Genomic DNA, 26,386 nt, shown 5'->3' with positions numbered 1-26,386 from the left:
GTCAGGGGTATGGATTCTGGGGAACAGCAGGCTGCCTCGCCTTGCGGCTCAAACCCGGTGTCTTGCCCGTGATGCGCTTGAATGCACGGCTGAAGGCGGCCTGCGAGGTATAGCCCAGGCGCTGCGCCACCTCTTCGATCGGCAGCCGCTCAAGTGTCAGCCACTGGGTCGCAAGCCGCATCCGCAGTTCGGTGACATAGCGCAGCGGGGACATGCCGATCGTCACTTGAAAGCGATCTGCGAACACCGAACGTGAGGTATGGCAGTGCTCTGCCAGTTGCGCAACCGTCCAGTCGCGGCCGGGTTGTTGATGCAGCGCAAGCAGTGCGCCAGCCAGGCGTGGATCGCGCAAGGCGGCGACGAGGCCAGAAGCGTTCCCGCAGGCGCACTCCACCCAGCCGCGAACGATCATGGCAGCCACCACATCGGCCAGCCGCGCAAGAATACCGGCGAAGCCAACACGTGCAGCACTGACCTCGCGTTCCATGGTGCTCAGGATAGGCATCAGCCCGGGATAGCGCTGGCCACCGGCATCGATCAGCATCAGGCCCGGCATCAGCTGGCCGAGGCCATGGATACTGCCCAGCTCGAATTCCATACAACCACTGAACAGAAGGGCGCTGGGCGTGGGGCTGGCATCGGTTCCGATATCCACGGCGCTGACGGTATCCCCGAGGGTAGCTCCATCCAGACGGTTAATGTCCTGAACCGGCACATCGGGGTGGGAAAGCAGCTCATGACCCGCACCATGGGAGATGAACACAGCGTTGCCGGCAGACAGCTCATAGGTGGTGCCGTCCTCCATGTGCAGCACCGCATTGCCAACGGCCATGAAGTGGAACCAGGCGTGCCCCGGTTTTGCCGCGAAACCCAGACCGAAGCGTGGACCCGCGTTGATACGCCGGTACTCGACGCCCCGCAGACGCATGCCCTGCAACAACTCGTTGATGAGATCCGAGGACAGAGCGAACTGTTCTACCGACATGGTTCAGGTGCTTTGGTCAAAAATGAAGGTTTTTCGATCATAGATCATCCAGCTTTCGGCGCCTAGACTGCGGCTCGCAATGAAAATTGGGAGATCCGAGTAATGACTGACTGTGTATGCAATGCCCCATCCGACCCTCATGCTGGCGACAGCGCGAACGAGGCGCCCGCGACACCCGCGTGGATGGCCGTCTTCTCACTGGCAATGGGCGTCTTCGGATTACTGACTGCTGAGTATCTTCCGGCCAGTTTGCTCACGCTGATGGCGACTGACCTGGGCGTCTCCGAAGCGCTGGCTGGCCAGGCGGTAACCGTGACCGCCGTAGTGGCGCTGTTCGCCGGTTTACTGGTGCCTGGCTTGACCCGCAGCATCGACCGACGTTGGGTGTTGTTGGGTTTCTCCACGCTGATGGTCGCCTCCAATCTGCTGGTCGCCGTGTCCTCCAGCTTCACCGTGCTGCTGCTGATGCGCATCCTGCTGGGTATCGCCCTTGGCGGATTCTGGAGCATGGCGGCGGCGGTAGCGATGCGCCTGGTGCCGAGCGCGCTGTTGCCCCGGGCGTTGTCGATCATTTTCAGCGGCATTGCCATCGGTACGGTCGTTGCCGTGCCGCTGGGCAGCTATCTGGGCGGTCTGTATGGCTGGCGCAGCGCATTCTTTGCCGCGGCGGCGGTTGGCATGGTGACCCTGGCGTTCCAGTCGTTCACTCTGCCGCGGCTTGCGCCACGTCGGCCGGCACGCCTGCGTACCGTACTCGAGGTGCTGCAGCGGCCAGGCATCGCCATGGGAATGTTCGGTTGCGTGCTGGTGCACAGCGGCCACTTTGCCATGTTCACCTATGTTCGGCCGTTTCTTGAAGGGACTACCGGCATCGGCGCGCAAGGGCTGTCGCTGATGCTGCTGGGTTTCGGTGTGGCGAACTTCGCCGGCACGCTATTGGCCGGGAAGCTGCTGGAGCGTCATCCGTTGGCCACTCTCGTATTGATGCCCGCGCTGGTCGGTGTCGCAGCACTGGCGTTGGTGCTGCTTCCGGCCTCGGTGCCGGGGCAGGCGGTACTGCTGGCGATCTGGGGCCTGGCCTTTGGTGGCGTACCGGTGGCGTGGTCGAACTGGGTGGCCAACGCGGTGCCTGACCAGGCGGAAAGTGCTGGGGGTATGGTGGTGGCATCGGTGCAGTCCGCCATTGCCACCGGCGCCGCTGCCGGGGGAGCGATGTTCAGCCTTGGTGGCAGCGCGGGTGTGTTCGTTGCGGCGGCGGTGCTGATGCTGCTGGCGGCGCTGTTGATTGCGGTGAGGGTGCGCGTTCCTTTAGGTCGTGGGGTTGGCGAGCCGAAGCCTGCGTTGCATCTGTGATTGTGATCACTCGTTCGGTGAGCGCTTGCAGCGCCGTGAGGATCAGCGCCTGGTAGCGTAGGCGCGCTTGATCGCCGAACGGCGTCTGGGAGAACCTGAGGATGTCGACAATGTCGGCACGCACCGGGTTAAAAAACCGATACTGCTGCATGCTTAGTACCTGAAGCGCCTTATGGAATCTTGATACCCAACGCATTCAACGATGGTGTATCCATCCGGCCGTTTATGGTCAGCCCACTGTCCATCTGAAAGGCCATCAATGCACCACGTGTCGCTTTGCCCATCACCCCATCAATGGGGCCTTGGTAATACTGGCGGACCATGAGCGCGGTTTGCACCCGGGTGACCAGGTCGTTTTTCTGCTCATTGGTCGCGCGGCTCTTCGAAGTGCTCGAACTTGTCTCGTTAGTAGTGTCAGACGATTGATAGAGGTTATTGCGGCTTGGGGTGCTGCTTGAAGCACTCGGCGCGCTGTAGCTTTGGGTGCTGGTAGCGGGCGGGCTGTAATAGCGAGGTGCGCTATAGCCACCCGAGCCGCTGTAGTGAGAGCTGTGCGAACTATGAGACCGGTGAGAACTGTGCGAGCGATGTGCCGCATAGATGTTGACGGCGTCTGGCGCATTGAGCGTATCGGCGAATACCGGGGGCTGTAGCTTGTCGTTGGGTTGCCAGTTCGCATCGGCGAGCGACAGATGGCCCGCCTGCGCAAGGGTGGTACCCGCCATTGGCAGCAGGCTTATCCCACTGATCAGGACTTTCCAGCGGTCGAGCAATTTCACTGTGCACTCCTTGCACGGGCGCTGAAGGCCTCGGTCGATAGTCGTTGTACACCGCGGCTTTGCCAACGGTCGGTGTGGGATTTGAAGAAACCAGAGCAATGTTTGACGGCAGCGCATTGCTGGCAGGTATCGATGAACAAGTTCTTCCAATCCGAGATACTTTGGCGGGCGAAACGCGAGAGATGGGCCGGGATCACGCATAAGGGCAAGTTGTAGATTGAAACCGGTACTCCTCGGTTGAACAGGAAATACACGGCCTCGCTCAACGGTTTTTGATAGTCCAGCGGGTCAATCCACAATTCTCCGTAGTTCTTCCTGGCCAGGCCGGTACTCTCGATCCCCATCAGCGCAACATGTCGCACGAAGGGCAGGTTTCTGAACACGTAGTGGGCGAGTTCTGGCAAGCGTGGCGTGGTCAGGCGATTGAGCACCACGCGTATCTCGATGATCTGGTTGGCGCGCGCCAGATTGTAAAGACCTTGCAGGGTTTCGCTGAACGCGCCTGGTGCCTGCACCACATGGTCATGGTCTTCAGCATTGTCGGCATACAGCGGGATACCCCAGCTCAGCTGAGGGTGTCCTATGGCAGAGAGCGCCGCGATCCAGCTCGGATCTTGGAACAGACGCCCGTTGCTGAGCACGTGAATGGATTTCTGCGGCAGAACAGCTTTGCATTTCGCCAGAATTTCGAGCAGGCCGTCGCGATAAAGCGTTGGTTCTCCGCCGCTGATTCCCAGATTTTCCTCGACTCGGTCCATCAGGTCGATCAGCCGTAGGTTCTCCTCGGTATGCCAGCGGTCATCGATATCTTTGGGCGGCTGCGAACACATCAAACAGAGGCTGTTGCAACGATCGGTCATGAACAGCAGGTTGCTGTCCGAGCCTCGTCGATAGAGCACTCGCACCAATGGGTTACCGGGTGTGATAGCAATGACATCGCCGGGCTGCACGACATCCGCATCTTTGGGCGTGTGCAGGTGTGGCCGCGCGCTGTCGAAGTCGCCGATCAATGGCTCCGGGATCAGAAAACCACCTACTGGTAATGAGAGCAGATGCGGGCTCCGTAGCCGCTCTTCGTTTGGCAGCCAAAGCAGCAGGTCACCGAACTCAGCGCTTCCCGCACAAACCGCCAGACCTTGTTCGATGAACTCATCCAGAGTAATAACCTTGAGCAGCTTCGGCTCATTCAGGTGATGGATTTCGAAGTGGGTCTCTTTGCGCAGCATCGCCATCAGCCCCCGTAACCGGGGAACTGGACATCGTTGTAGGAGCGCCTGTTCAACCAGGACAGCAGTACTCTCTGTACGTTGTCGTCGCCATCGCAAAGCAGGCCGAAGAGATGCTTCAGCAGCCCCATGTTCTTCTTGCAGAAGCTGCTGAACACTCGGTGCCCGATCGGGTCAGCTTGACGTGCATAGTGTTCGATGGGGTCAGCACCGCAGTACGGGACAAGTGCGCAATCGGAGCAGCCCGGCAGCGCCTCTGCTACGCCACTGGCGAGCAACGCATTCATAACGGGCGATGCGAGTAATTCGGACAAGGGTTGCTGGACGGTGCCGAGCCTCAATCCGTCTTCACCCATCTCCAGCAACATTCGGGCTTCGTCCGAGGGATAGACGTAACCGTCATAGTTGTAGACCAGCGCCGCAGTACCTGCGCCAGCAGGGGAACGCAGGTCTACATAGCCGGAGGAGAAGGGTGTCAGGATATTCTTCAGCAACAGGCTCGCATAACTCTCCGAGAGGTATACACCCTGTTGGTTGATATCCAACAAATAGGCCAGTGCCTTCTTGTAGAAAGCCAGGTATCGCTCAATAGGGTAATCAAGTCGATGAGCACTTTTGGTGGCAAACCCATAAGGGCTAAGAGGCCGAAGCGAAATGCTGGAGAAGCCCTGGCTTACATACTCATCGATGATCGCTTCAGGTTGTTCGAGGCTTCTTGAGGTCAGCGTGGTTAGCGCGGAAACTGCATCATGTCCAAGGCGCTCACGGACCCACTGGATGCCTTTTACAGTACGTTCGTAGGAGTCTCGTGACGGCGTAGGGCGGTTGGCATTATGCAAGGGCGCCGGCCCATCCAGTGAGGTCGAAAACTGGATGTGATTTTGCTCTGCGAAGTCGAGTATCTCTTCTGTCAGGTGGTGCAGTGTGGTGGTGATAACGAACTGGATGTCCCGTTGTTCGACCACATTCCGTTCAACGATCCATTCGACAATCTGGCGGATGCGTTCGAAGGCTAGAAGCGGCTCGCCACCCTGAAACTCCACAGTCAGGGCGGAAGCGTTCGACTCGAACAGACGATGGACCGCCGCCTGCGCATCCGCTTCTGATAGATCATGCCCAGATCCTCCCAGAGGCGCCCGCGATACTTGGCAATACTGGCAGGTGTGGTTGCAGCGCAATGTAACTACGAACAAGTGCAGTGTAGGGCCTTGGAAGAGGAAGTCCTTGCGGCTGCGATACTGCGCAGCCATTTCCGGAAACGGGTCGTGGCGGTCCGGTTCGTAAATGAAGTGGCGGGCCAGCAGGTCCTTGTAAAAAGGCGTACTGGGTTGCACGTCGAAGTAACTGAGGGCTCGTAACTGCGCGTCACTCACGTGCATATACTCACCGGTATCGGAGGTGAGCAGAATGTCACGGTCACGTCCCGTGTTCATGCGCATGAATCGAAAAGGCAGCAAGCGGTAGTGCTTGGCGTCTGTCGCAATCAGGGTCACTGCGAAACCCCACATCCGGCGAGCGCGGCTCGGGCCAGGACTACGCGCAACCCTGCTGTTTCGTGGTTGATATGGTCGCGTAGGGCGAAGTCGTTCAGATGCTGGAGGATCAGCGAGCGAGCCTGCTCTGGGGAAAGGGTTAGCCTTGCTTCAGCGGGGCGGGCCGTGATGCTAATCTGAGTGGCTTCAATACCGACCTGGATCGCGACGGCGTCGGCCAGGGAATAAGCAGTGCGTTGCACAACGCTGAGCGGGTAGGCTGCGCTGTCAAGTTTCAGCGTGACTGGCCATGTCATCGGAACCGGTCCTTCAAATCCGTTGAGAACATGTGGATTCTGCCGGTTGCCAGGGCGTTATGCCATCATCTTTTTTACAATCGCTCACGAGTGTCGCAGCGCATAGCAGATATAAGCTAAAACGCCAGTGTTTTCATTAGTCTTCAAAGAGGTCAGCGTGGGTTCCTGCTCGAACGAATACGATTTGATCTTGTTTGCTTTCTGCAGCCAAGCGGTAAATCAACAGGAAATCCCCGCCGACATGACATTCCCGAAAGCCAGCCCAGTCTCCTTTCAATGGATGATCTAACCATTCAGGCGCCAAAGCTCCTTTATTGGAGACCAACAGCATCATGACTTCCTTGAGTCGGTTGAGATCAAAACGACCGGAGCGGGAAAGTCGCTCCCAATCTTTCAGGAAGGTCCTCGCGTAGTCAGACACGCGAGGTAACGTCGCACGTTTACTCGCCGCTGTTTTTCTTGAAGTCATCGAACAACTCGTCTAGTGATTCAAAGCGTGCCTTTTTATCTCGCACGATCTCTTCCGCTTCGGACATAGCCAAGCGGGTCTTCGCATTGGGAACTTTTAGCTCTAGTGGAAAAGCCTGATCAACCGCAATACGGTGCAAAAAGATCCGAACAGCTTCAGACATGCTCATACCCATATGGCCGAGAGCAGCGTTGGCCTGAGCCTTGATGTCATCATCGACACGGACATGCAGCATGGATGTTTGGGTAGCCATAACGACCTCCTGAATGATGGCAAGCAGTGTATCGCAATTGAGATACGAGGCAAGTGGTTGCTGATGGAATGAGCCTTTAGCCATAGCTTGACATTTTACGTCTCATGACCGACGCACATGAGTCGGAGGAGGACGGAGCATCCACCGTCTTTTCAGAGCAGGTCTGCATGTCAACCTGCGGGCGATACTAGACTGCAGTTGACTCTGAAAATCCTGGGGCAAGCAGTGCGTTATCCACGCCTACAAGCACCTCCGACAACGCCTAAAGACTCTCAGGATCCCCAAAAAACATCTGAATCCGCGACCGCAACCACCGCTCCCCCGGATCATTATCCTGCGACCCCCGCCAAGCCAGATGCAGCTCGAACGAAGGCGTGTCCAGCGGCAGCGGCTCTGCGCGCACGCCGCCGGCGGCGGTGAGGGAGTCGGCGGTGTAGTCGGGTACGGTGGCGACGATGTCGGTGCCGGCGAGCAGGGTGCTCAGGCCGTTGAATTGCGGCACGGCGAGCACCACGTGACGGGTGCGGCCGTGTTTCTTCAGTTCTTCGTCGATGAAGCCGCTCAGGTCGCCGGCGAACGACACCAGCGCGTGGGGGCGGGCGCAGAACTCGTCGAGGGTCAGGTTGCCCGGCTTGGTGTCGGCGCGCAGCAGCATGGGGCGGTTGCGTCGCAGCACCTTGCGTTTGGCGTTGGCCGGCAGGTCGTCGGTGTAGCTGACGCCGATGGAGATTTCCCCGGAGGCAAGCAGGGCCGGCATGAGGATGTAGTTGGCGCGGCGGATCACCAGCACGATGCCTGGCGCTTCGGCGCGGATGCGCTTGAGCAGCATGGGCAGCAGGGCGAACTCGACGTCGTCGGACAGGCCGATGCGGAATACCGCGGTGCTGGTGGCCGGGTCGAACTCGGCGGCGCGGCTGACGGCCGTGGAGATGGAGTCCAGCGCCGGCGAGAGCAGGGCGAAGATCTCCATGGCCCGCGCCGAAGGCTCCATGCTGCGTCCGGTGCGCACGAACAAAGGGTCGTCGAACAAGCCGCGCAGGCGCGACAGTGCCGCGCTGATGGCCGGCTGGCCGAGAAAGAGCTTTTCGGCCGCGCGGGTGACACTGCGTTCATGCATCAGGGTTTCGAACACGATCAACAGGTTCAGGTCGACGCGACGCAGGTCGTTACGGTTCATCTATAGGCCCGCTGGAACATGAAGAAGAGGTGCTGGCGTGAATCTTAAGGGCAAAGGCTGCTACCCTGCACCGGAAAATTTCGGTTTGTGCCATCCTCGTGCCCGCGCCGCAGAGCGGTCGCCGGGTCGAATCGATGGCGAGCATGTCGACTATTAACAGGCGCTGATAGCTTATGCGCGAATGCCCAGATAAAGTTCAGGGCATTAGAGGTTTACAAGGCGAGGTTTGCGATGTCCCGCACGATCCGTTTTCATAAATTTGGCCCGGCGCAAGTCTTGACGTGCGAAGAGCACGCAGTGGCATCGCCCGCTCCGGGCGAAGTTCAGGTACGTGTCGAGGCGATCGGTATCAGCTGGTATGACGTGCTCTGGCGGCAGAACCTGGCGCCGTCGCAAGCACGCTTGCCGGCGGGCCTCGGTCAGGAGATGGCGGGTGTGGTCACCGCGCTGGGCGAGGGTGTCGAAGGTTTTGCGGTGGGCGACAAGGTTGCCAGTTTTCCTGCGCAAAGCCCCAATGAATACCCGGTCTATGGCGAGGCGGTGCTGCTGCCCGCCACGGCCCTGACCCGCTACCCGGACATCCTTTCGCCAATCGAGGCGGCGGTGCATTACACGCCGTTGCTGATCGCGTATTTCGCGTACGCCGAACTCGCCCGTGCCAAACCAGGGCAGACCGCATTGGTGACCGATGCCAGCCACTGCGCCGGACCCTCGTTCGTGCAGTTGGGCAAGGCCCTGGGCCTGAAGGTGATCGCCGCCACGCGCAATCCCGCCGAGCGCGACTACCTGTTGTCGCTGGGCGCCGAGAAAGTGGTGGTGACCGAGGAACAGGACCTGCTCATGCAGATCGACAAGTTCACCGGCAACCGTGGCGTGGACATGGTGCTGGACGGTCTGGGTGGGCCACAGATGTCGGTCCTGGGTGACGTATTGGCGCCCCGTGGCAGCCTGATCCTGTATGGCTTGCAGGGCGGCAACCAGACGCCGTTCCCGGCCTGTGCCGCGTTCCAGAAGAACATCCAGTTCCATGTGCATTGCCTGGGCAACTTCCTTGGCAAGCCGGAACTGGGGATCATCCAGGATGCCGAGGCCCTGCAGCGCGCCTTGCGTGATATCAACCAGATGACGGCAGACCGCGTCCTGGTGCCGCAGATTGCCAAGGTGTATCCGTTCGATCAGTTCGTCGAGGCACACAAGGCCATGGACGAATGCCCCTGCGGCGGCCGCATCGCGCTGCAGCTGTAACCGACCCGGTTGGCTGGCACGGCGTTCCTGCTTGGAACGCCGTGTTTTCAACGCTGCTTCCCGCCTGATTCGCCCTCATTTGTAGGACGTTTCCGCTCATTTTTCAGAACCCTCCGATTGCGCTCCGCGCGGGCATGGGCGCCTCATGGTGCTCGTACGGTCTTGCCGTACGCCCGCTGATCTGCACTGCCTTTCGCCGACTTTCTGTATCTTTTAATCAGTAGGCGGCTCTTCATAATGCGCGCTCTATGCCCGTCTCCGGGGCTTGGCAAGCACGTTTCGAAGCGTGGCAGTCGTCCGGCGGGTTCCTGGCAGAACTCGGAAACCAGCAATGAGCGCAATGCACCAGCAAGCCATGAACCATGTTTACCAGCAGGTGCTGTCGCGTTTGCTCGGCTCCTTTTCGCCCGCGCGGCGGATGGCGGTACAGCCCCTGATCCAGCGTCTGATGACGGCCGCCGGGGGCGCGCAGCGTCTGGGCAGCTATCGAATCGTGTACAGGCTCTGCGGCAGCGCCGCAGGCCATGGGAGCCTGGCGTTGCTGCGGGCGGCACAATTGACGTTGGCCGCCCGTCATCAACCGACGTTCTCAATCCGCGCCGCCGTCAGCAGCCAGGCGCTGCTCGACGATGTGCGCAACGGCAACGTGCAGCGGGCCTGCAATGCGCTGTTCCTGCACGATGATCCGCGCGTCGAGCTGCTGGCCTTCGACGACGAGGCCCTGCAACCCTATGAGTACCGCCACGCGAGCATCAATCAACGGCGCATGAACCTGCGCACCGAACTGTTGACCGCAGCTCATGGGCTCGACACGTCCGCGCCCACGGCGTTACAAAGTCAGGGTTATCGCGCCATGGCACGGGTTTATCAGCGCTTGCTGGGCTACCAGGCCCCGGCGGACGCCATCCTGCTCGACCAACCGCGGTTGCAGCGCCGACGCTTCGTCGCCTGGGCCCTACGCGAGCGGCGGCGCGCAGGTGGGGCGCGCATGCCCCGCGACCATTGGCAGAGCAGTGGTTGCTTGCAGGCAGTGAATGCAGGAGACGCTGTCGTGCCGCGTGGTCAACGTTCCGGTCTGCCCGTTGGGGTGCGATTGCTCGGTGTGGACGATCTGCTCGGCGAACCGTCGGTGGCGGACGCCGCCTTGTGGCAATTTCTCGGCTGCGAGCCCGTGCCATCGCTGTTCGAGCCGCTGGAAAACCGCTGCCCGCAACTTGCCTGCGTGGCTTACCTGTATGGCCTGCGCAGCCAGCGCCTGCACGGGGGCACCTTCGAACAGGGGCTGGATGCGTTCCGCGCCGACGTCGCACGCGCAGGTCCTGACCTGACAGGGGCAATAACCCATCGGTCTGGCGCGGTCACACGCAGCGCCGGTGACCAGATGCAGAATCGCCTGTCCACATGGTACGGGATGGATCCGGCACAGGTGAGCTGCGCCGTGTACGCCCCGTTCACCGAGCGCGGGGCATGCCTGGAGGCGTTCCTGTCGACATGCCATCCCGGGATGCAGGTAACCATGCCCTATCTGCACCGAGTGTTGCGCGGGTCCAGGGTTCCAGCGCAGGTGGTGCAGTGGCTGGAGTCGGTCAGTGGCCTGCCGCTGGCCACGCTGCAAGGGCTCTATCAACGGCCCAGGTTGCCATGAACGGCGCTGCCAAGGACAAGGCCGGCGCATTTGCCTACCAAGGGGTCTACCGTTACCTGCTGCGTCTGATCGACGGAATCGAGCCAGGGGCGCGCACCAAGTTGCCGTCTTTACGGGCGCTGGGCCGAACCCTGGATGTTTCGGTTTCGACCGTACAGGCTGCCTATGGGATGCTCGAAGCCGAAGGTCGGATCGAGCCGATTGCCAAGTCCGGCTACTACGCGCGTGGCTCCACGGTATTCGGACCCGCGCTGGCCAGCCCCGATCTGCTCCAGCGTGTGCTGGCCGGTGCCTGCCAGTCCGATATGGACGTGTTCGGTCGTGCGGCACCCGTACCCCGCGCCGATGCCTTGAAGGCGCTGCTCAGGTTCGAGGTCGAGTTGGCCAGGCGGTATCCGGCAGGGCTGTGCGGTGTCGTCCAGCCCTGTGGGGAGCTGGAGCTGCGTCACGCAGTGGCCACGCGCTATACCCGTTGCCTGGACGATCACTGGTGCGCCGACGACGTTTACATCGGCAGCGATCTGCTGAACGTGCTGCACATGGCCTGGAACGCGATGCAACTGCAAGGCGCCGTGGTCGTCGTGCTGGTGCCATGCGGTTGGCGCATTCTGCGAACCTTGCAGCAGGCCGGCGCGCGGGTGGTGGAGCTGGCCCTCGATGCGCAGGGCAGGGTGCCGCTGCAGCGTTTGCAGGAGGTGCTCGCTGGGCATCAAGTCCGCCTCATGGTGCTCGGCGCATCGTTCCACGCGCCCCACGGGACCTGCATCGATGACGCGGACAAGCGCACCATTGCCAGCCTGCTGGACCGACACGGCGTATGGGTGGCCGAAGACGATACCGAGGGCGACTTGTGTTTCCAGGGGACACTGCGTTTTCGCGATCTGGTTGCGCCGCAACGCTTGTTGATCTTCGGATCCCTGCACCACCTCGTGGGCGCCGAGGCACCGTTCGCCTACCTGCTGTCGCGGCATTGGCAGGTCCGCCTGCAGCAGTACTGCCTGCAACGCACGACCGTAGCACCACCCTTGCGGCACAAGGTTCTGGCACGGTTCATCAGCGGTGGCAGCTACGACGACTGTCTGGGCCTGCAACGCGAAGCCCTGCAACGCCAGGTGAGTGCTTTCATCACCGTGCTGCACGCCCGTCTGCACGAGCGGTTGCAGCTGGCGAGCACGGCAGGGGGAGCCTGCGTGTGGGCGCGGTCACGCGTCCCGGTCGACATGCGCAGCGTTTTCGAAGACCTGCGCAGGCAGCGCCTGTTGATCGCTCCAGGAGGCATCTTCAGCCTGCAGGGCCATTGCCATCAACACCTGCGCCTCAATGGTTGCGGGCATTCGACCGAGCAGTGGGAGCGCTGCGCCACGGCGCTGTCAGCAGCGTTGGAGGCACACGGGGTGTAGGGCACCATCGGTCCATTTCCGATTGCCTTGGCTTTTTTCTGTATGTATAACCAGTGACTTTCACGACTCTGGTTTGGCGACAACGTGGCATTTGCACCGCTTGAAGACCCTTTCTACTACCTGGCCAATTTCCGTCGCGTGCTGGCGTGGCTCGAACAACGCTACCTGGACGTGCTGGATACCGAGGAGCTGGGTTTCATCCAGCGTTTCGAGACGCTGCCGCAGCCGTCCCAGGCGCTGCTGGTGCGCATGATCATGCGCAAGGGTGAAATGTTTCGCGCCAGTCGCCTCGACTACGCAGAGATCGGCTGCCCGCACGAGGCGGCGGGTCCGCTGTTGGCCAGCGGTTACCTGATGGATCAGGCGCCCTTGACGTTGGAGCAGGTGGGCGAGGTGTTGCTCAAGCCGGAAATCGTCACCTGCTTTTCGGCCCACATCACCAAGTCGTCATTGCCCAAGCCGCAGTTGCTGCTGGCCCTCGCCGAACACCAATGGCCGGCGCAGCCCTTCCAGGCATGGTGCCCTACGTTGGCCGACACGCTCTATTGCCTGACCGTGCAGGCGCTCTGCGACCGGCTGCGCTTGCTGTTTTTCGGCAACCTGCATCAGGGCTGGACCGAATTCGTGTTGGCCGACCTGGGCGTGTACCGCTACGAGTCGGTGCAATTGGCGCCCGAGTCCCGCGGGCTGACCCACCGCGACGATGTCGCCGCCGGGCTGGCCCTGCACGCCTGCAGCGAAGCGATGGAGGCCGGCCTGCCTTGTGAAGACATTCATCGCCAACTGCTCGCCGTGACCACTGAAAAGTCCTGGTTGCAGAGCCGTCGGCAGAAGCTGTTGTTCCGGCTAGGGTACGCCTGCGAGCGTCAGCAGGATCTGCAGCAGGCTCTTGTGGTGTATCGCAGCTGCGAGTTCGCCCAGGCACGGGCGCGGATCATTCGCGTGCTCGAGCTGTGTGGCGAATACGCCCAGGCGCTGGCGTTGGCCGAGCAGGCCAGCCTGGCGCCGCTGAACCCGGCCGAGGCGCAGCAACTGCCACGCATGCTGCCGCGCTTGCGCCGGCACCTGGGTTTGCCGGCCCAACCCAAGCGCCACGCCGCCAAGGTCGCACGCTTGGACCTGACGCTGGTGCTGTGCGAACAACGCTTGAGTGTCGAGCGCCGCGTGGCGGCCTCGCTGCACAGCGAAGATGCTCCGGTGCATTACGTCGAGAACACCTTGTTCAATGCCTTGTTCGGCCTGCTGTGCTGGAAGGCGATTTTCGCACCGTTGCCCGGGGCGTTTTTTCACCCGTTCCAGAACGGTCCGGCCGACCTGCACCAGCCCGACTTCCGCCAACGCCGCAGTGCGCTGTTCGACGCGTGCCTGGGCGAGCTGGACGACGGCCGCTACAAGCACACCATCCGCCAGACCTGGCAAGAGAAGCGGGGCTTGCAGTCGCCCTTCGTGCATTGGGGCATGCTCGACGAAACCCTGCTGGAGCTGGCCTTGGGCTGCATTCCGGCGCAGCACCTCAAGCACTGCTTCGACCGCGTGCTGGAAGACGTCAAGGCCAACCGTACCGGCATGCCCGACCTCATCCAATTCTGGCCCGCCGAAGGTCGCTACCTGATGATCGAGGTCAAAGGGCCCGGCGACCGCTTGCAGGACAACCAACTGCGCTGGCTGGAGTTCTGCGCTCGCCATGGATTGCCGGTGCAGGTCTGCTACGTGGAGTGGGCAGGACAGCCCGCGTGAGCTATACCGTGGCCGTCCGGGCCTTATGCGAGTTCACGGCCAAGGTCGGCGACCTGGACCTGCGCTTCACGCCATCGCCGTCGGCCCAGGAAGGCATGCTTGGCCACCGCCGGGTCACCCAGGGCCGCGATGCCGGCTACCAGAGCGAAGTCACCCTCAGCGGTCAGTACCACGAACTGCTGGTGCGCGGCCGTGCCGACGGCTATGACCCGGTGCTCAACCGCCTGGAAGAGATCAAGACCCATCGCGGCGACCTCGATCTGCAGCCTGACAACCATCGTCAACTGCATTGGGCCCAGGCCAAGGTCTATGCCTGGCTGATGTGCCAGCAATTGCAGCTGACGCGCATGGATGTGGCCCTGGTGTATTTCGATGTCGATTACGACAAGCAGACGGTGTTCAGCCAGCAGTGTCAGGCGCAGGACCTGGAAGCGCATTTCGAACGGCTGTGCTCGCGCTTCCTGAACTGGGCGCGTCAGGAACTGGCTCGCAGCGCCGAGCGGGACGCGGCCTTGCGCGCGTTGACCTTCCCCCATGCCGACTTTCGCGTCGGCCAGCGCGAGTTGGCGGAGACCGTGTACAAGGCTGTCAGCACCGGGCGCTGCCTCATGGCTCAGGCCACCACCGGTATCGGCAAGACCCTGGCGACCCTGTTTCCGTTGCTCAAGGCGATGGTCCCGCAGCAACTGGACAAGATCTTCTTCCTCAGCGCCAAGAGCCCCGGCCGCGCCCTGGCCCTGGAGGCCGTGGCGCAGCTGCATCGCCAACCCGGCTTGCCGCTGCGTACGCTGGAAATGGTGGCGCGGAGCAAGGCCTGCGAACATCCGGACAAAGCCTGCCACGGCGAATCCTGCCCTTTGGCAAAGGGCTTCTACGACCGCTTGCCTGCGGCGCGCGAAGACGCCGTGCGCCTGCAAATTCTCGATCAGGCCCAGGTTCGCCAGACGGCCCTGGCGCACCAGGTCTGCCCGTATTACCTGAGCCAGGAACTGGCGCGCTGGGCCGACATCGTCATCGGCGACTACAACTACTATTTCGACCTCAATGCCCTGCTGTTCGGCCTGGCGCAGGAGCGACAGTGGCGCATCGCGGTGCTGGTCGACGAATCACACAATCTGGTCGAGCGGGCACGCGGCATGTACAGCGCCACCCTCGACCAACGCACTTTGCAGGCAGTGCGCGCTGCGCCGCCGAGCAAGCTCAAGAGCCCGTTGCAGCGCCTGAACCGGGAATGGAACGCCCTGCATGCCGATCAGCTTGCACCGTATCAGGCGCACGCACGGTTGCCGGACAAATTGATCCTGGCCCTGCTGCGCTGCATCAGCTTGATCGGCGACGAGATGAACGCAAAACCACAGGGTATCGATCCGCTACTGCTGGACTTTTATTTCCAGGCGCTGCAGTTCACCCGCGTGGCGGAGTTGTTCGACGAACACTATGTGTTCGATGTCAGCCGCCGCGACGGCCCAGGCAAGCGTACGCAGTCGCAGCTGTGCCTGCGCAATATCGTTCCGGCGCCCTTGCTCGGTCCGCGCATCGCGGCGGCGCGCAGTGCCATCCTGTTTTCGGCCACGCTCAGCCCGCGCCGGTATTATGCCGACCTGCTCGGCCTGCCCAAGGATCACGCCTGGATCGATGTGCAATCGCCGTTCAGCGCCGAACAACTGGAAGTGCGCATCGTCGACAACATCTCCACGCGCTTCAACCATCGGCAAGCGTCGCTGGGGCCCATCGTGGAATTGATCGCCAAACAGTACCAGGCTCGGCCAGGCAACTACCTGGCGTTTTTCAGCAGCTTCGACTATCTGCAGCAGGTCGAGGCCTTGCTGGCTGAGCGTTACCCAGACATCGAGCAGTGGGCCCAGGCACGCAAGATGGATGAAGGCGCGCGGCGGGACTTTCTTGCCCGTTTCACCTCCACCAGTCGCGGTGTGGGTTTTGCGGTGCTGGGCGGTGCGTTCGGGGAAGGCATCGATTTGCCCGGTGACCGTTTGATTGGAGCGTTCATCGCTACCCTGGGGTTGGCCCAGTTCAATCCGGTGAACGAGCAGATCAAGGGCCGCATGAACACGCTGTTCGGTGCAGGTTATGACTACACCTATCTGTATCCAGGGCTGTGCAAGGTGGTGCAGGCGGCGGGAAGGGTGATTCGTGGTCAGGAGGATCGGGGAGTGGTGGTGCTCATCGATGACCGTTTTGCCGAGGCCAGGGTCAAGAGTTTGTTTCCGCGGTGGTGGCACGTTTAGGGCTGGCATAGCCCACAAAAAAACCCGCCGAAGCGGGTTTTTTCATGCAGCCAGTTTTCAGCCTTTCACAACCACCGAACCCAACTGGAAGCCGGCGTGTTGCACCAGCTCCAGCAACGGTTGCGGGTACACGCCAAGAATGAACGCCAGGGCAGCGATCGCCAGCAGCATCACGCCGCCGGTACGCTGTTCCCACTTCAGCGGAGCATCGGTGCGACGCAGGTTCTTCTCCATCAGGAACAAGGTCACCATCACCCGCAGGTAATAGAACACGCCGATGGCGCTACCGATCACCAGCGCGCCGGTCAGCCACCACAGTTGTGATTCGACACCGGTTGCGATGATGTAGAACTTGCCGATGAAACCGGCCGTGAGCGGAATGCCCGCCAGCGACAGCATCATCACGGTCAGCACCGCCGTGAGGTACGGACGGCGCCAGAACAGCCCGCGGTACTCGTACAGCGCGTCGGCGTCGCGGCCGTTGTAAGGCGACGACATCAGGGTGATCACGCCGAACGCACCCAGGCTGGTGATCACGTAGGTCACCAGATACACGCCGATGGCTTCCAGAGCCAGGCCCTTGCTGGCGACCAGCGCGATCAACAGGTAACCGAAGTGGGCGATGGACGAATAACCCAGCAGGCGCTTGAGGTTGCTCTGGGTCACCGCGAGCAGGTTGCCGATCAGGATCGACGCCACCGCAATCACCGCCAGCACATCGCTCAGCACGCCACTGCTGGCAGCGGGCGAGAGCTGGAACAGACGCACCACCACGGCGAACACCGCGACCTTGCTGGCTGTCGCCAGGAAGGCAGCGACAGGCGCAGGCGCGCCTTCGTACACGTCCGGCGTCCACAGGTGGAAGGGCACCAGCGACAGTTTGAACGCCAGGCCGACCAACATCATGGCCAGGCCCAACTGCGCCAGCGCACTTGGTACACCTGTGGCGGCCAGCGCCAGGCCGATGCCCGAGAAGCTCAGGCTGCCGGCATCGGCGTACAGCAGCGCCATGCCGAACAGCAGGAACGCCGAGCCGGCAGCCGACAGCACCATGTACTTGATGCCGCCTTCCAGCGAACGCTTGTTGAAGAAGGCGTAGGCGATCAATCCGTAGGTGGGCACCGATAGCAATTCAAGGCCGATGAACAGGCCGGCGAGGTGCTGCGCGCAGACCAGCACCAGACCACCCAGGGCCGCCATCAGGATCAGCAGGTAAAGCTCTTCGCGGTTGCCCGGGTAGCCCGAGGAACCATCGCCCAGGTAGGCGTGGGCCAGGGTCACGCAGGCCAGCGTCGCCACCAGGATCAGCGCCATGTACAGCGCGGCGAAATTGTCTACCTGCAGCAGCGGTGTGACGGTGATGGGCGTGAGCTTGAGCACCGGCAGGATCGACAGCAGCGCCAGGTTCAACCCCGCGCACGAGAGCAGGAAGGTTTGCGAATGGTTGCGCCGCCAGGCGATCGCCAGCATCACCGCAACGACGGTGACGGTGGTGATCAGCAGCGGCGCAAGCGCAATAAAGTGTTGAATCGTCAGGTCCATAGCGCTCTTACCGGGCCGAAGCGAGTTGAGTGAAGGCGGTGCCGAACCACTGCTGCACACCGGTCATGGTGGCCGCGGAAGTGTCGAGGAAGGGCTGCGGGTAGACGCCAAGCAGAATCAGCAGGCCCGCAAGGCCCAGCACCATGATCAGTTCGCGGTTGTCCATGCCGGCCAGTACCGCATCCGACTTGGAAGGCCCGAAGTAGGCACGGTGAATCATGATCAGCGAGTACACCGAGCCGAACACCAGGCCGGAGGTAGCGATGGCAGTGATCCACGGCGCGACGGTGAAGCTGCCCAACAGGATCAGGAACTCGCCGACGAAGTTGCCGGTACCCGGCAGGCCCAGCGATGCGGCCGCAAAGAACAGGCTGATCGCCGGCAGGTAGGCGATGCGCGACCACAGGCCGCCCATTTCGCGCATGTCACGGGTGTGCAGACGCTCGTACAACTGGCCGCTGAGGATGAACAGCGCAGCCGCCGACAGGCCGTGGGCGAGCATCTGGATCACCGCGCCTTGCAGGGCCTGCTGGGTACCGGAGTAGATACCGATCAGCACGAAGCCCATGTGCGAGACGCTGGAGAAGGCGATCAGGCGCTTGATGTCGCTCTGCGCGAAGGCCAGGAAGGCACCGTAGAAGATACCCACCAGACCCAGGGTCATGGCGATCGGCGCGAATTCCGCCGAGGCATTCGGGAACAGTGGCAAGGCAAAGCGCAGGATGCCGTAGGCGGCGGTTTTCAGCAGGATACCCGCCAGGTCCACGGAACCGGCGGTTGGCGCCTGGGCATGGGCATCAGGCAACCAGGAGTGGAACGGCACCACCGGCAGCTTCACCGCGAAGGCGATGAAGAAACCCAGCATCAACAGGTATTCGACATGCTCGGGCAACTTCGCCTTGAGCAGGTCGCTGTAGTTGAACGTCATCACACCGGTGTTGCTGTAGTTGAACAGCACCAGGCCCAGGATCGCCACCAGCATGATCAGGCCGCTGGCCTGGGTGAAGATGAAGAACTTGGTGGCCGCGTAGATCCGGGTCTTCTTGCCGTCCGAGGAGCTGTGACCCCAGAGCGCGATGAGGAAATACATCGGCACCAGCATCATTTCCCAGAAGAAGAAAAACAGGAACAGGTCCAGTGCCAGGAACACACCGACCACACCGCCCAGGATCCACATCAGGTTGAGGTGGAAGAAGCCGACGTGGCGCTGGATCTCTTTCCACGAACACAGCACCGAGAGAATCCCCAGCAGGCCGGTCAGCAGAATCATCAGCAGCGACAGGCCATCCAGCGCCAAGTGCACGCTGATGCCGAAGCGCTGGATCCAGTTGAGCTTGAACTCATAGGCCCAGGCCGGCTCCGCGCCAGGTGCCGGTGCCAGGGTGTAGTCGCCATGGGCCCATAGCCAGAGGCCGAGAGCGAGTTCCAGGGACATGGTCAGCAACGCGATCCAGCGGGGCAGGGTAGCGCTGCTGCGCTCCGCTACCCAGCACAGAAGGCCGCCGATGAAGGGGATCAGGATCAGCCAGGGCAAAATCATGACGGGCTCGTTTCCTTTCGCAAAGTCACAGGATTCATATCAGACCGCCGCCAGCACGACGGCGCCGAGCACCAGCACGGCGCCCGCAGCCATCGAAGCGGCATACCAGCGCAACTGACCGGTCTCGGTACGGCTCATGGCGCTGTTGCCGCCCTTGGCCGTACGCGGGATCAAGCCAATCACCTGGTCAACAGGGTCTTTGCGCAACAGGTGGCTGATCATCAGGTAGGGTTTGACGAACAGCTTGTCGTAGATCCAGTCGAAGCCCCACGCGGCGAACCACCAGGCCGACAGCATCCGGCCAATGCCGCTGTTGGCTACGGCCGTGGCGAAGCGCCGCTTGCCGAGGAACAGCATGGCCGCCAGCAGGATACCGGCCAGGGCGATGGCGCCCGAAGCAATTTCCAGGCTGTGCTTGGCTTCACCGCCAGCATGGCCGACGCTCTGCGGCAGCACGCCTGCCAACGGCGGATGGATCCAGGCACCGATGAAGGTCGACAGCACGATCAGCACGCCCAGCGGCAGCCAGTGGGCAACCCCGTGGCCGGCATGGGCGTCGGTCTTGGCTTCGCCGTGGAAGGTGATGAAGATCAGACGGAAGGTGTACAGCGAGGTCATGAACGCACCCACCAGACCGGCGTACAGCAAGCCGTTGTTGCCACTGGCGAAGGCTTCCCAGAGGATCTCGTCCTTGGAGTAGAAGCCAGCCGTCAGCAATGGCAGGGCCGCCAGGGCCGAACCGCCGACGATGAAGCTGGCGTAGGCCAGCGGCAGCTTCTTCCACAGGCCGCCCATCTTGAAGATGTTCTGCTCGTGGTGGCAGGCGACGATCACTGCACCGGAGGCGAGGAACAGCAGCGCCTTGAAGAAGGCGTGGGTCATCAGGTGGAAGATCGCGCCGTCCCAGGCGCCGACGCCCAGGGCCAGGAACATGTAGCCGATCTGGCTCATGGTCGAATAGGCCAGGATGCGCTTGATGTCGGTCTGTACCAGCGCGGCGAAGCCGGCCAGCACCAGGGTGACACCACCGACCACGCCCACCAGATGCAGAATGTCCGGGGCCAGGGCGAACAGGCCGTGGGTCCGGGCGATCAGGTAGACGCCTGCGGTGACCATGGTCGCCGCGTGGATCAGTGCCGACACCGGAGTAGGACCGGCCATGGCGTCCGCCAGCCAGGTCTGCAGCGGCAGCTGTGCGGATTTACCCACGGCGCCACCGAGCAGCATCAGCGTGGCCAGGACGATCCAGAAGTCACCGACCTTGAAGTGCTCTGGCGCCCGCACGAGCAGTTCCTGGATGTTGAGCGTACCCAGTTGCTGGAACAGGATGAACAGGCCGATGGCCATGAACACGTCGCCGATACGGGTGACGATGAAGGCCTTGAGCGCTGCGTTGCCGTTGTTGCGGTTGCCGTAGTAGAAACCGATCAACAAGTACGAGCACAGGCCTACGCCTTCCCAACCGAAGTAGATGAACAGCAGGTTGTCGCCCAGAATCAGGAACAACATGCTGGCAATGAACAGGTTGGTGTAGGCGAAGAAGCGCGAGTAGCCCTCTTCACCGCGCATGTACCAGGACGCGAACAGGTGGATCAGGAAACCCACGCCCACCACCACGCCGAGCATGGTGATCGACAAGCCGTCCAGGTACAGGGTGAAGTTGGGCTCGAAGCCGTCCACCGCCATCCAGCGCCACAGCAGTTGGGTGTACACGCCACCCTCGGGCGGCGCGACGTTGAATTGCCAGATCACATAGGCAGCAACGATCGCCGACAGGCCGATGGAGCCCACGCCGATCAGCGCCGAAAGGTTTTCCGAGAAGCGCCCGCGGGAGAACGACAGCAGCAGAAAGCCGATCAGCGGGAATACGAAGGTCAGAAAGATCAGGTTCATCCGCGCATCTCACTGGCAGCGTCGATGTCGAGCGTGTGGAAGCGGCGATACAGCTGCATCAGGATCGCCAGGCCAATGGAGGCCTCGGCCGCCGCCAGGGTGATCACCAGGATGAACATGATCTGTCCATCGGGCTGACCCCAGCGCGCGCCGGCCACGATGAACGCCAGGGCAGAGGCGTTCATCATGATTTCCAGACTCATCAACACGAAAAGAATGTTACGGCGGACCATCAGGCCGACCAGACCGAGGGTGAACAGGATGCCGGCAACTGCCAGGCCATGCTCGAGAGGGATAGCGGGCATCTGTTTACTCCTTTTCCGTACGGCCGAGGTGGAACGCCGTCACGGCTGCAGCCAGCAGCAGCATCGACGCCAGTTCAACCACCAGCAGATAAGGCCCGAACAGGCTGATGCCGACGGCCTTGGCGTCGACCGTGGTCTGGCCGATGCCTGCAGCGCTGGGGTTGGCGAACAGCACGTACAGCAGTTCGAGCAGCAGCAGTGCGCCGAGGAACACCGGACCTGCCCAGATACCGGGCTTGAGCCACACCCGCTCTTGCTGCACCGAGGCTGGGCCCAGGTTGAGCATCATCACCACGAAGACGAACAGCACCATGATGGCGCCCGCGTAGGCGATCACTTCGAGCACGCCGGCGAACGGTGCGCCTAGGGCGAAGAAGGTCATGGCCACGGCGATCAACGAGATGATCAGATAGAGCAGGGCGTGTATGGGGTTGGTATTGGTGATCACCCTGAGGGTGGACACCACCGCGATACCCGACGCGAAATAGAAAGCGAATTCCATCTTTCTTCCTTAAGGGAGCAAGCTCTTCACGTTGATCGGCTGGGCTTCGTTCTGCGCGGCGCCCTTGGGCTTGCCAGCGACGGCCATGCCGGCGACGCGGTAGAAGTTGTAGTCAGGGTTCTTGCCAGGTCCGGAGATCAGCAGATCTTCCTTTTCATAGACCAGATCCTGACGCTTGAACTCAGCCATCTCGAAATCCGGCGTGAGCTGGATCGCCGTGGTCGGGCAGGCTTCTTCGCACAGGCCACAGAAGATGCAGCGCGAGAAGTTGATGCGGAAGAAGTCCGGGTACCAGCGACCGTCTTCGGTTTCAGCCTTCTGCAACGAGATGCAGCCCACCGGGCAGGCCACCGCGCACAGGTTGCAAGCCACGCAGCGCTCTTCACCGTCGGGATCGCGGGTCAGGACGATGCGGCCGCGATAGCGCGGCGGCAGGTACACGGCCTGCTCGGGGTATTGCAGGGTGTCGCGCTTACGGAAACCGTGGCCGAACACCATGATCAGGCTGCGCAGCTGCGTGCCCGTTCCTTTTACGATGTCACCGATATATTTGAACATGGGTCAATTCCTCACTGAACCGTGCCGGCGGGCGTGTTCAACAACACGATCGCGGCGGTCACCAGCATGTTGATCAGGGTCAGTGGCAGGCAGAACTTCCAGCTGAAATCCATTACCTGGTCGTACCGAGGGCGCGGGATGGAAGCGCGCAGCAGGACGAACAGCATGATGAAGAACGCGGTTTTCAGTGCGAACCAGACGAACGACAGTTGCGGCAGAATGCCGAACGGACCGTGCCAGCCGCCGAAGAACAGCGTCACCAGCAGGGCCGAGATCAGGATGATGCCGATGTATTCACCGACGAAGAACATGCCCCATTTCATGCCGGCGTATTCGATGTGGTAGCCGTCGGCCAGTTCCTGCTCGGCCTCGGGTTGGTCGAACGGGTGGCGGTGAGTGACCGCCACGCCTGCGACGAAGAAGGTACAGAAGCCGAAGAACTGCGGAATGATGAACCACAGGTTCTGCGCCTGGTACTCGACGATGTCGCGCATGTTGAAGGAACCGGCCTGGATCACGATGCCCATCAGCGACAGGCCCATGAACACCTCGTACGACACGGTCTGCGCCGAAGCCCGCAAGCTGCCCAGCAGGGCGTACTTGTTGTTGCTCGCCCAACCGGCGAACAGCACGGCATACACCGACAGGCCGGCCATGGCAAAGAAGAACAGCAAGCCGATGTTCAGGTCGGCCACGCCCCAGGTGGGGGTGATCGGGATGATGGCGAAGGCGATCAGCAAGGCACTCATGGCCACCACCGGCGCCAGGGTGAAGATCACCTTGTCGACGAAGGGCGGGTTCCAGTCTTCCTTGAAGAACATCTTCAGCATGTCGGCGGCGATCTGGAACATGCCGAACGGACCGACCCGGTTCGGACCGTAGCGGTCCTGCCACCAGCCCAGCAGACGACGCTCGACGAAGCTGAGCAGCGCGCCGCAGATGACCACGGCCAGCATGATGACCAACGCCTTGACCACACCGATGATGATGTCGATCACTTCAGGGGTGAACCAGGTCATTGTGCTGCCTCCTGCAGGCCTTCGACGGACGCGCCGGCGAACGCCGGTGGAATGCCTGCCAGGCCAGCGGGCAAGCCCACCAGGCCTGCGCCCAGTTCCTCGCTGATGCGCAGCGGCAGACGCAGGGCCTGGCCAGCCACGGTCAGGTTGAGCAGGGCACCGTCATTGACGCCAAGGCGGTCGGCCTCGGATTTGGCCAGGGCCACGTAGGCCTGGGGGATGCGCTCCTGCACCGGTGCCGCGCGCGAAGAGGTTTCCTCGCTGCCGAACAGGTGATAGAAGGGCACGGCCTGCCAGGTACCACGTGCCGGGGAGAACGCAGCGGGTACGCTGGCGAACCAGCCCAGGCCGTCGCCGGTGCTTTCGATCAGGCGTGTGCCCGGGTCACCGGCACGCAGATGGCCCCCCACTTCGTCCTGGAACTTGTTCCAGGCCTGTGGCGAGTTCCAGCCCGGCGACCAGGCGAACGGCACCTGCTGACGCGGCTCGGCGGAACCCGAGTAGCCTTCCATGGAAAACGAGAACGCCGTGTCGGTATCTTGCGGTGTCCGCGGCTCATGCACGCTGATGTTGGCGCGCATGGCGGTACGACCGCTGTAACGCAGTGGCTCGCGCGCCAGCTTCAGGCCCTTGATACGGAACGAGGCCGACGGCGCGGCATCGACGATGCGCGCCAGTTGCGGTGCGCTGTTGGCCACCGCGGCGGTCACGTGGTCGAGCTGAGTCCAGTCCACCGGCTTGTTCAGCAGGGTGCTGCGCAGCGCGTGCAGCCAGCGCCAGCCTTCATGGATCAGGATGCTGGAATCCAGGTAGACCGGATCGAACACCTGGAAGAAACGCTGAGCGCGGCCTTCCTGGCTGACCAACGTACCGTCGCCTTCGGCGAAACTGGCGGCTGGCAATACCAAGTGGGCACGCTCCACGGTGCGGGTGTGCTGGTGATCGGCAACGATGACCATCTTGGCGGCCTTCAGTGCAGCGTCAACCTTGGCAGCATCGACACGGGTATACAGGTCGTTTTCCAGGATCACCAGTGCGTCGGCGTGGCCATCGATCACGGCTTGCAGCGCGTCGTCGACCGAGTCGCCGCCGAGCATCGCCAGGCCCATGCTGTTGGCTTCCGGCACGATCAGGCTGAGCGAGCCGGCCTTGTCGCGACCCTTCAAGGCCTTGGCGATGTTGCCTGCGGCTTCGATCAGGGCGTTGCAACCCAGCGAAGTGCCGCTGACGATCAGCGGACGCTTGGCGGCCACCAGGGCATCGGCGATACGCTGCGCCAGCTCCAGGGCTTCGCTGTCCAGACCGACCACGACCGGTGCGCTGGCATCGATCGCGTGGGCCACGGCGAAGCCGATACGTGCCAGATCTTCCGGCGCGGCGTGGACGCATTCCTCGGCGACGTCGTCGAGCTTGGTCTCGGTCAGGCTGGCGATGAACAGCGGGTTCAGCTCGTGCTGGCCGATGTTCTTCACGGCGGCGTCGAGCCAAGGCTGCACGCGCATGGCCTCGGCCATCGCCTCGGCCTTGCCTTTCACCGACTGACGCAGCGCCAGTGCCATGCGCGCTGCAGTCTGGGTCAGGTCTTCACCCAGCACGAACACCGCGTCATGGTCTTCGACCTCGCGCAGGCTGGGGATCGGCAGTGGGCTGTTCTGCAGCACTTGCAGCGCCAGACGAATGCGCGACAGTTCGCCGGCTTCGATACCGCTGTAGAAGTGCTTGGCACCGACCAGCTCGAGCAGGGCGTAGTTGCTTTCCAGGCTAGCGCGGGGCGAGCCGATGCCGACGATGTTGCGGCCGCGCAGCAGGTCAGCCGCCTTGTCCAGCGCTTCATCGAGGCTCAGCTTGCGGCTGCCTTCGGCCAGCAGCGGCTGGCGTGGACGATCGCTGCGGTTGACGTAGCCATAACCGAAGCGGCCGCGGTCGCACAGGAAATAGTGGTTCACCGAACCGTTGTAGCGGTTCTCGATACGGCGCAGCTCACCGTAGCGCTCGCCCGGGCTGATGTTGCAGCCACTGGAGCAGCCGTGGCAGATGCTTGGGGCGAACTGCATGTCCCACTTGCGGTTGTAGCGCTCGGAGTGAGTCTTGTCGGTGAACACACCGGTCGGGCAGACCTCGGTGAGGTTGCCGGAAAACTCGCTTTCCAGGGTGCCGTCTTCGACCCGTCCGAAATAGACGTTGTCGTGGGCGCCGAACACGCCCAGGTCGGTGCCGCCGGCATAGTCTTTATAGAAGCGCACGCAGCGATAGCAGGCGATGCAGCGGTTCATCTCGTGTGCGATGAACGGGCCGAGTTCCTGATTCTGGTGGGTGCGCTTGCTGAAACGATAGCGACGCTCGTTGTGACCGGTCATCACGGTCATGTCCTGCAGGTGGCAGTGACCACCTTCCTCGCACACCGGGCAGTCGTGCGGGTGGTTGGTCATCAGCCATTCGACGACACTGGCGCGGAACGCCTTGGATTCTTCGTCTTCGATGGAGATCCAGGTGTTGTCGGTGGCAGGGGTCATGCACGACATGACGATGCGACCACGGGTGTCGTTCTCGTCGGTGTATTGCTTGACTGCGCATTGGCGGCAGGCGCCGACGCTGCCCAGCGCCGGGTGCCAGCAGAAATACGGGATGTCGAGGCCCAGCGACAGACAGGCCTGTAACAGGTTGTCTGCGCCATCGACCTCGAGCGCTTTGCCGTCTACGTGGATAGTGGCCATGGTTCAAGT

The 26,386-nt window shown here is 62.1% G+C and carries 22 protein-coding genes and 1 pseudogene; 6 read left to right on the top strand and 17 right to left on the bottom strand.

The features are described from left to right. Position 1: 1 nt before the first annotated feature. Positions 2 to 985 (bottom strand): AraC family transcriptional regulator, encoded by a 984-nt coding sequence (locus LT40_RS11485; protein ID WP_043190154.1) that lies wholly within the window; start codon positions 983 to 985, stop codon positions 2 to 4. Positions 986 to 1,087: 102 nt separating this feature from the next. Between LT40_RS11485 and LT40_RS11480 the strand changes: the two genes are divergently transcribed. After that, entirely contained in the window at positions 1,088 to 2,338 is a 1,251-nt protein-coding gene (locus LT40_RS11480; protein ID WP_043190151.1) for an MFS transporter, read from the top strand. A gap of 19 nt (positions 2,339 to 2,357) precedes the next feature. Here LT40_RS11480 and LT40_RS21945 read toward each other — a convergent pair. The 8 genes and pseudogenes from LT40_RS21945 to LT40_RS11445 all read right to left on the bottom strand — a co-directional run. Then, positions 2,358 to 2,489: pseudogene (locus tag LT40_RS21945) on the bottom strand (type II toxin-antitoxin system RelE/ParE family toxin); the annotation flags it as partial. Positions 2,490 to 2,508: 19 nt separating this feature from the next. After that, complete coding sequence (gene hxsA, locus LT40_RS11475; RefSeq protein WP_043190150.1) at positions 2,509 to 3,117, bottom strand: His-Xaa-Ser repeat protein HxsA; 609 nt, start codon at positions 3,115 to 3,117, stop codon at positions 2,509 to 2,511. Beyond that, positions 3,114 to 4,349: a His-Xaa-Ser system radical SAM maturase HxsC gene (gene hxsC / locus LT40_RS11470; RefSeq protein WP_043190148.1), complete on the bottom strand. Its 1,236-nt coding sequence runs from the start codon at positions 4,347 to 4,349 to the stop codon at positions 3,114 to 3,116. The genes hxsA and hxsC overlap by 4 nt, the downstream gene beginning before the upstream one ends. Next, a complete protein-coding gene (gene hxsB / locus LT40_RS11465) occupies positions 4,349 to 5,836 on the bottom strand; it encodes a His-Xaa-Ser system radical SAM maturase HxsB (protein WP_043190145.1) in 1,488 nt (495 codons plus the stop codon). Before hxsB ends, hxsC begins: the two co-directional genes overlap by 1 nt. Continuing rightward, the gene (gene hxsD / locus LT40_RS11460) at positions 5,833 to 6,132 is read right to left on the bottom strand and encodes a His-Xaa-Ser system protein HxsD (RefSeq protein WP_043190142.1); all 300 of its coding nucleotides are present in this window, start codon (positions 6,130 to 6,132) and stop codon (positions 5,833 to 5,835) included. The genes hxsB and hxsD overlap by 4 nt, the downstream gene beginning before the upstream one ends. Before the next feature lie 136 nt (positions 6,133 to 6,268). Beyond that, positions 6,269 to 6,601 carry a type II toxin-antitoxin system YafQ family toxin gene (locus LT40_RS11455; RefSeq protein WP_043190141.1) on the bottom strand — a complete coding sequence of 111 codons (333 nt, stop codon included), beginning with the start codon at positions 6,599 to 6,601 and terminating at the stop codon, positions 6,269 to 6,271. Then, positions 6,573 to 6,854 carry a type II toxin-antitoxin system RelB/DinJ family antitoxin gene (locus LT40_RS11450; protein ID WP_043193601.1) on the bottom strand — a complete coding sequence of 94 codons (282 nt, stop codon included), beginning with the start codon at positions 6,852 to 6,854 and terminating at the stop codon, positions 6,573 to 6,575. Before LT40_RS11450 ends, LT40_RS11455 begins: the two co-directional genes overlap by 29 nt. A 262-nt stretch (positions 6,855 to 7,116) precedes the next feature. Further along, positions 7,117 to 8,031: a LysR family transcriptional regulator gene (locus LT40_RS11445; protein ID WP_043190139.1), complete on the bottom strand. Its 915-nt coding sequence runs from the start codon at positions 8,029 to 8,031 to the stop codon at positions 7,117 to 7,119. A gap of 231 nt (positions 8,032 to 8,262) precedes the next feature. On the opposite strand from LT40_RS11445, the gene LT40_RS11440 reads away from it, so the two are divergent. The 5 genes from LT40_RS11440 (at position 8,263) to LT40_RS11420 (ending at position 16,304) form a co-directional block, all read left to right on the top strand. Next, on the top strand, positions 8,263 to 9,276 hold the full coding sequence (locus LT40_RS11440; RefSeq protein ID WP_043190137.1) for a zinc-dependent alcohol dehydrogenase family protein: 1,014 nt from the start codon (positions 8,263 to 8,265) through the stop codon (positions 9,274 to 9,276). Positions 9,277 to 9,607: 331 nt separating this feature from the next. After that, the gene (locus LT40_RS21695) at positions 9,608 to 10,921 is read left to right on the top strand and encodes a hypothetical protein (RefSeq protein ID WP_158497445.1); all 1,314 of its coding nucleotides are present in this window, start codon (positions 9,608 to 9,610) and stop codon (positions 10,919 to 10,921) included. Beyond that, a complete protein-coding gene (locus LT40_RS11430; RefSeq protein ID WP_052393402.1) occupies positions 10,918 to 12,321 on the top strand; it encodes an aminotransferase-like domain-containing protein in 1,404 nt (467 codons plus the stop codon). The genes LT40_RS21695 and LT40_RS11430 overlap by 4 nt, the downstream gene beginning before the upstream one ends. A gap of 84 nt (positions 12,322 to 12,405) precedes the next feature. Beyond that, a complete protein-coding gene (locus LT40_RS11425; RefSeq protein ID WP_043190133.1) occupies positions 12,406 to 14,058 on the top strand; it encodes a VRR-NUC domain-containing protein in 1,653 nt (550 codons plus the stop codon). Next, positions 14,055 to 16,304: an ATP-dependent DNA helicase gene (locus LT40_RS11420; protein WP_043190130.1), complete on the top strand. Its 2,250-nt coding sequence runs from the start codon at positions 14,055 to 14,057 to the stop codon at positions 16,302 to 16,304. Before LT40_RS11425 ends, LT40_RS11420 begins: the two co-directional genes overlap by 4 nt. A gap of 57 nt (positions 16,305 to 16,361) precedes the next feature. Here the strand turns inward: LT40_RS11420 and nuoN are convergent, their stop codons facing one another. Genes nuoN through nuoG form a run of 8 tightly spaced genes read right to left on the bottom strand, consistent with a single transcriptional unit; the run spans position 16,362 to position 26,377 of the window. Beyond that, positions 16,362 to 17,846: an NADH-quinone oxidoreductase subunit NuoN gene (gene nuoN / locus LT40_RS11415; RefSeq protein WP_043190126.1), complete on the bottom strand. Its 1,485-nt coding sequence runs from the start codon at positions 17,844 to 17,846 to the stop codon at positions 16,362 to 16,364. Between the two features lie 7 nt (positions 17,847 to 17,853). Then, complete coding sequence (gene nuoM / locus LT40_RS11410) at positions 17,854 to 19,386, bottom strand: NADH-quinone oxidoreductase subunit M (RefSeq protein ID WP_043190123.1); 1,533 nt, start codon at positions 19,384 to 19,386, stop codon at positions 17,854 to 17,856. A gap of 39 nt (positions 19,387 to 19,425) precedes the next feature. Next, positions 19,426 to 21,279 carry an NADH-quinone oxidoreductase subunit L gene (gene nuoL / locus LT40_RS11405; RefSeq protein ID WP_043190119.1) on the bottom strand — a complete coding sequence of 618 codons (1,854 nt, stop codon included), beginning with the start codon at positions 21,277 to 21,279 and terminating at the stop codon, positions 19,426 to 19,428. After that, positions 21,276 to 21,584 carry an NADH-quinone oxidoreductase subunit NuoK gene (gene nuoK, locus LT40_RS11400; RefSeq protein ID WP_043190115.1) on the bottom strand — a complete coding sequence of 103 codons (309 nt, stop codon included), beginning with the start codon at positions 21,582 to 21,584 and terminating at the stop codon, positions 21,276 to 21,278. Before nuoK ends, nuoL begins: the two co-directional genes overlap by 4 nt. A gap of 4 nt (positions 21,585 to 21,588) precedes the next feature. Beyond that, a complete protein-coding gene (gene nuoJ, locus LT40_RS11395) occupies positions 21,589 to 22,086 on the bottom strand; it encodes an NADH-quinone oxidoreductase subunit J (RefSeq protein WP_043190112.1) in 498 nt (165 codons plus the stop codon). Positions 22,087 to 22,095: 9 nt separating this feature from the next. Next, complete coding sequence (nuoI, locus tag LT40_RS11390; RefSeq protein ID WP_043190109.1) at positions 22,096 to 22,644, bottom strand: NADH-quinone oxidoreductase subunit NuoI; 549 nt, start codon at positions 22,642 to 22,644, stop codon at positions 22,096 to 22,098. An 11-nt stretch (positions 22,645 to 22,655) separates the two neighbouring features. Further along, positions 22,656 to 23,663 carry an NADH-quinone oxidoreductase subunit NuoH gene (gene nuoH / locus LT40_RS11385; RefSeq protein ID WP_043190106.1) on the bottom strand — a complete coding sequence of 336 codons (1,008 nt, stop codon included), beginning with the start codon at positions 23,661 to 23,663 and terminating at the stop codon, positions 22,656 to 22,658. Beyond that, positions 23,660 to 26,377, bottom strand: coding sequence for an NADH-quinone oxidoreductase subunit NuoG (gene nuoG, locus LT40_RS11380; protein WP_043190101.1), 2,718 nt, complete (start codon positions 26,375 to 26,377; stop codon positions 23,660 to 23,662). Before nuoG ends, nuoH begins: the two co-directional genes overlap by 4 nt. Positions 26,378 to 26,386: the final 9 nt, after the last annotated feature.

The sequence above is a fragment of the Pseudomonas rhizosphaerae genome, assembly GCF_000761155.1.
In the GTDB taxonomy this organism is placed as follows: Bacteria; Pseudomonadota; Gammaproteobacteria; order Pseudomonadales; family Pseudomonadaceae; genus Aquipseudomonas; species Aquipseudomonas rhizosphaerae.
The sequence above is the reverse complement of the archived record's forward strand: the minus strand, read 5'-3'. Positions and strand labels throughout refer to the sequence as shown.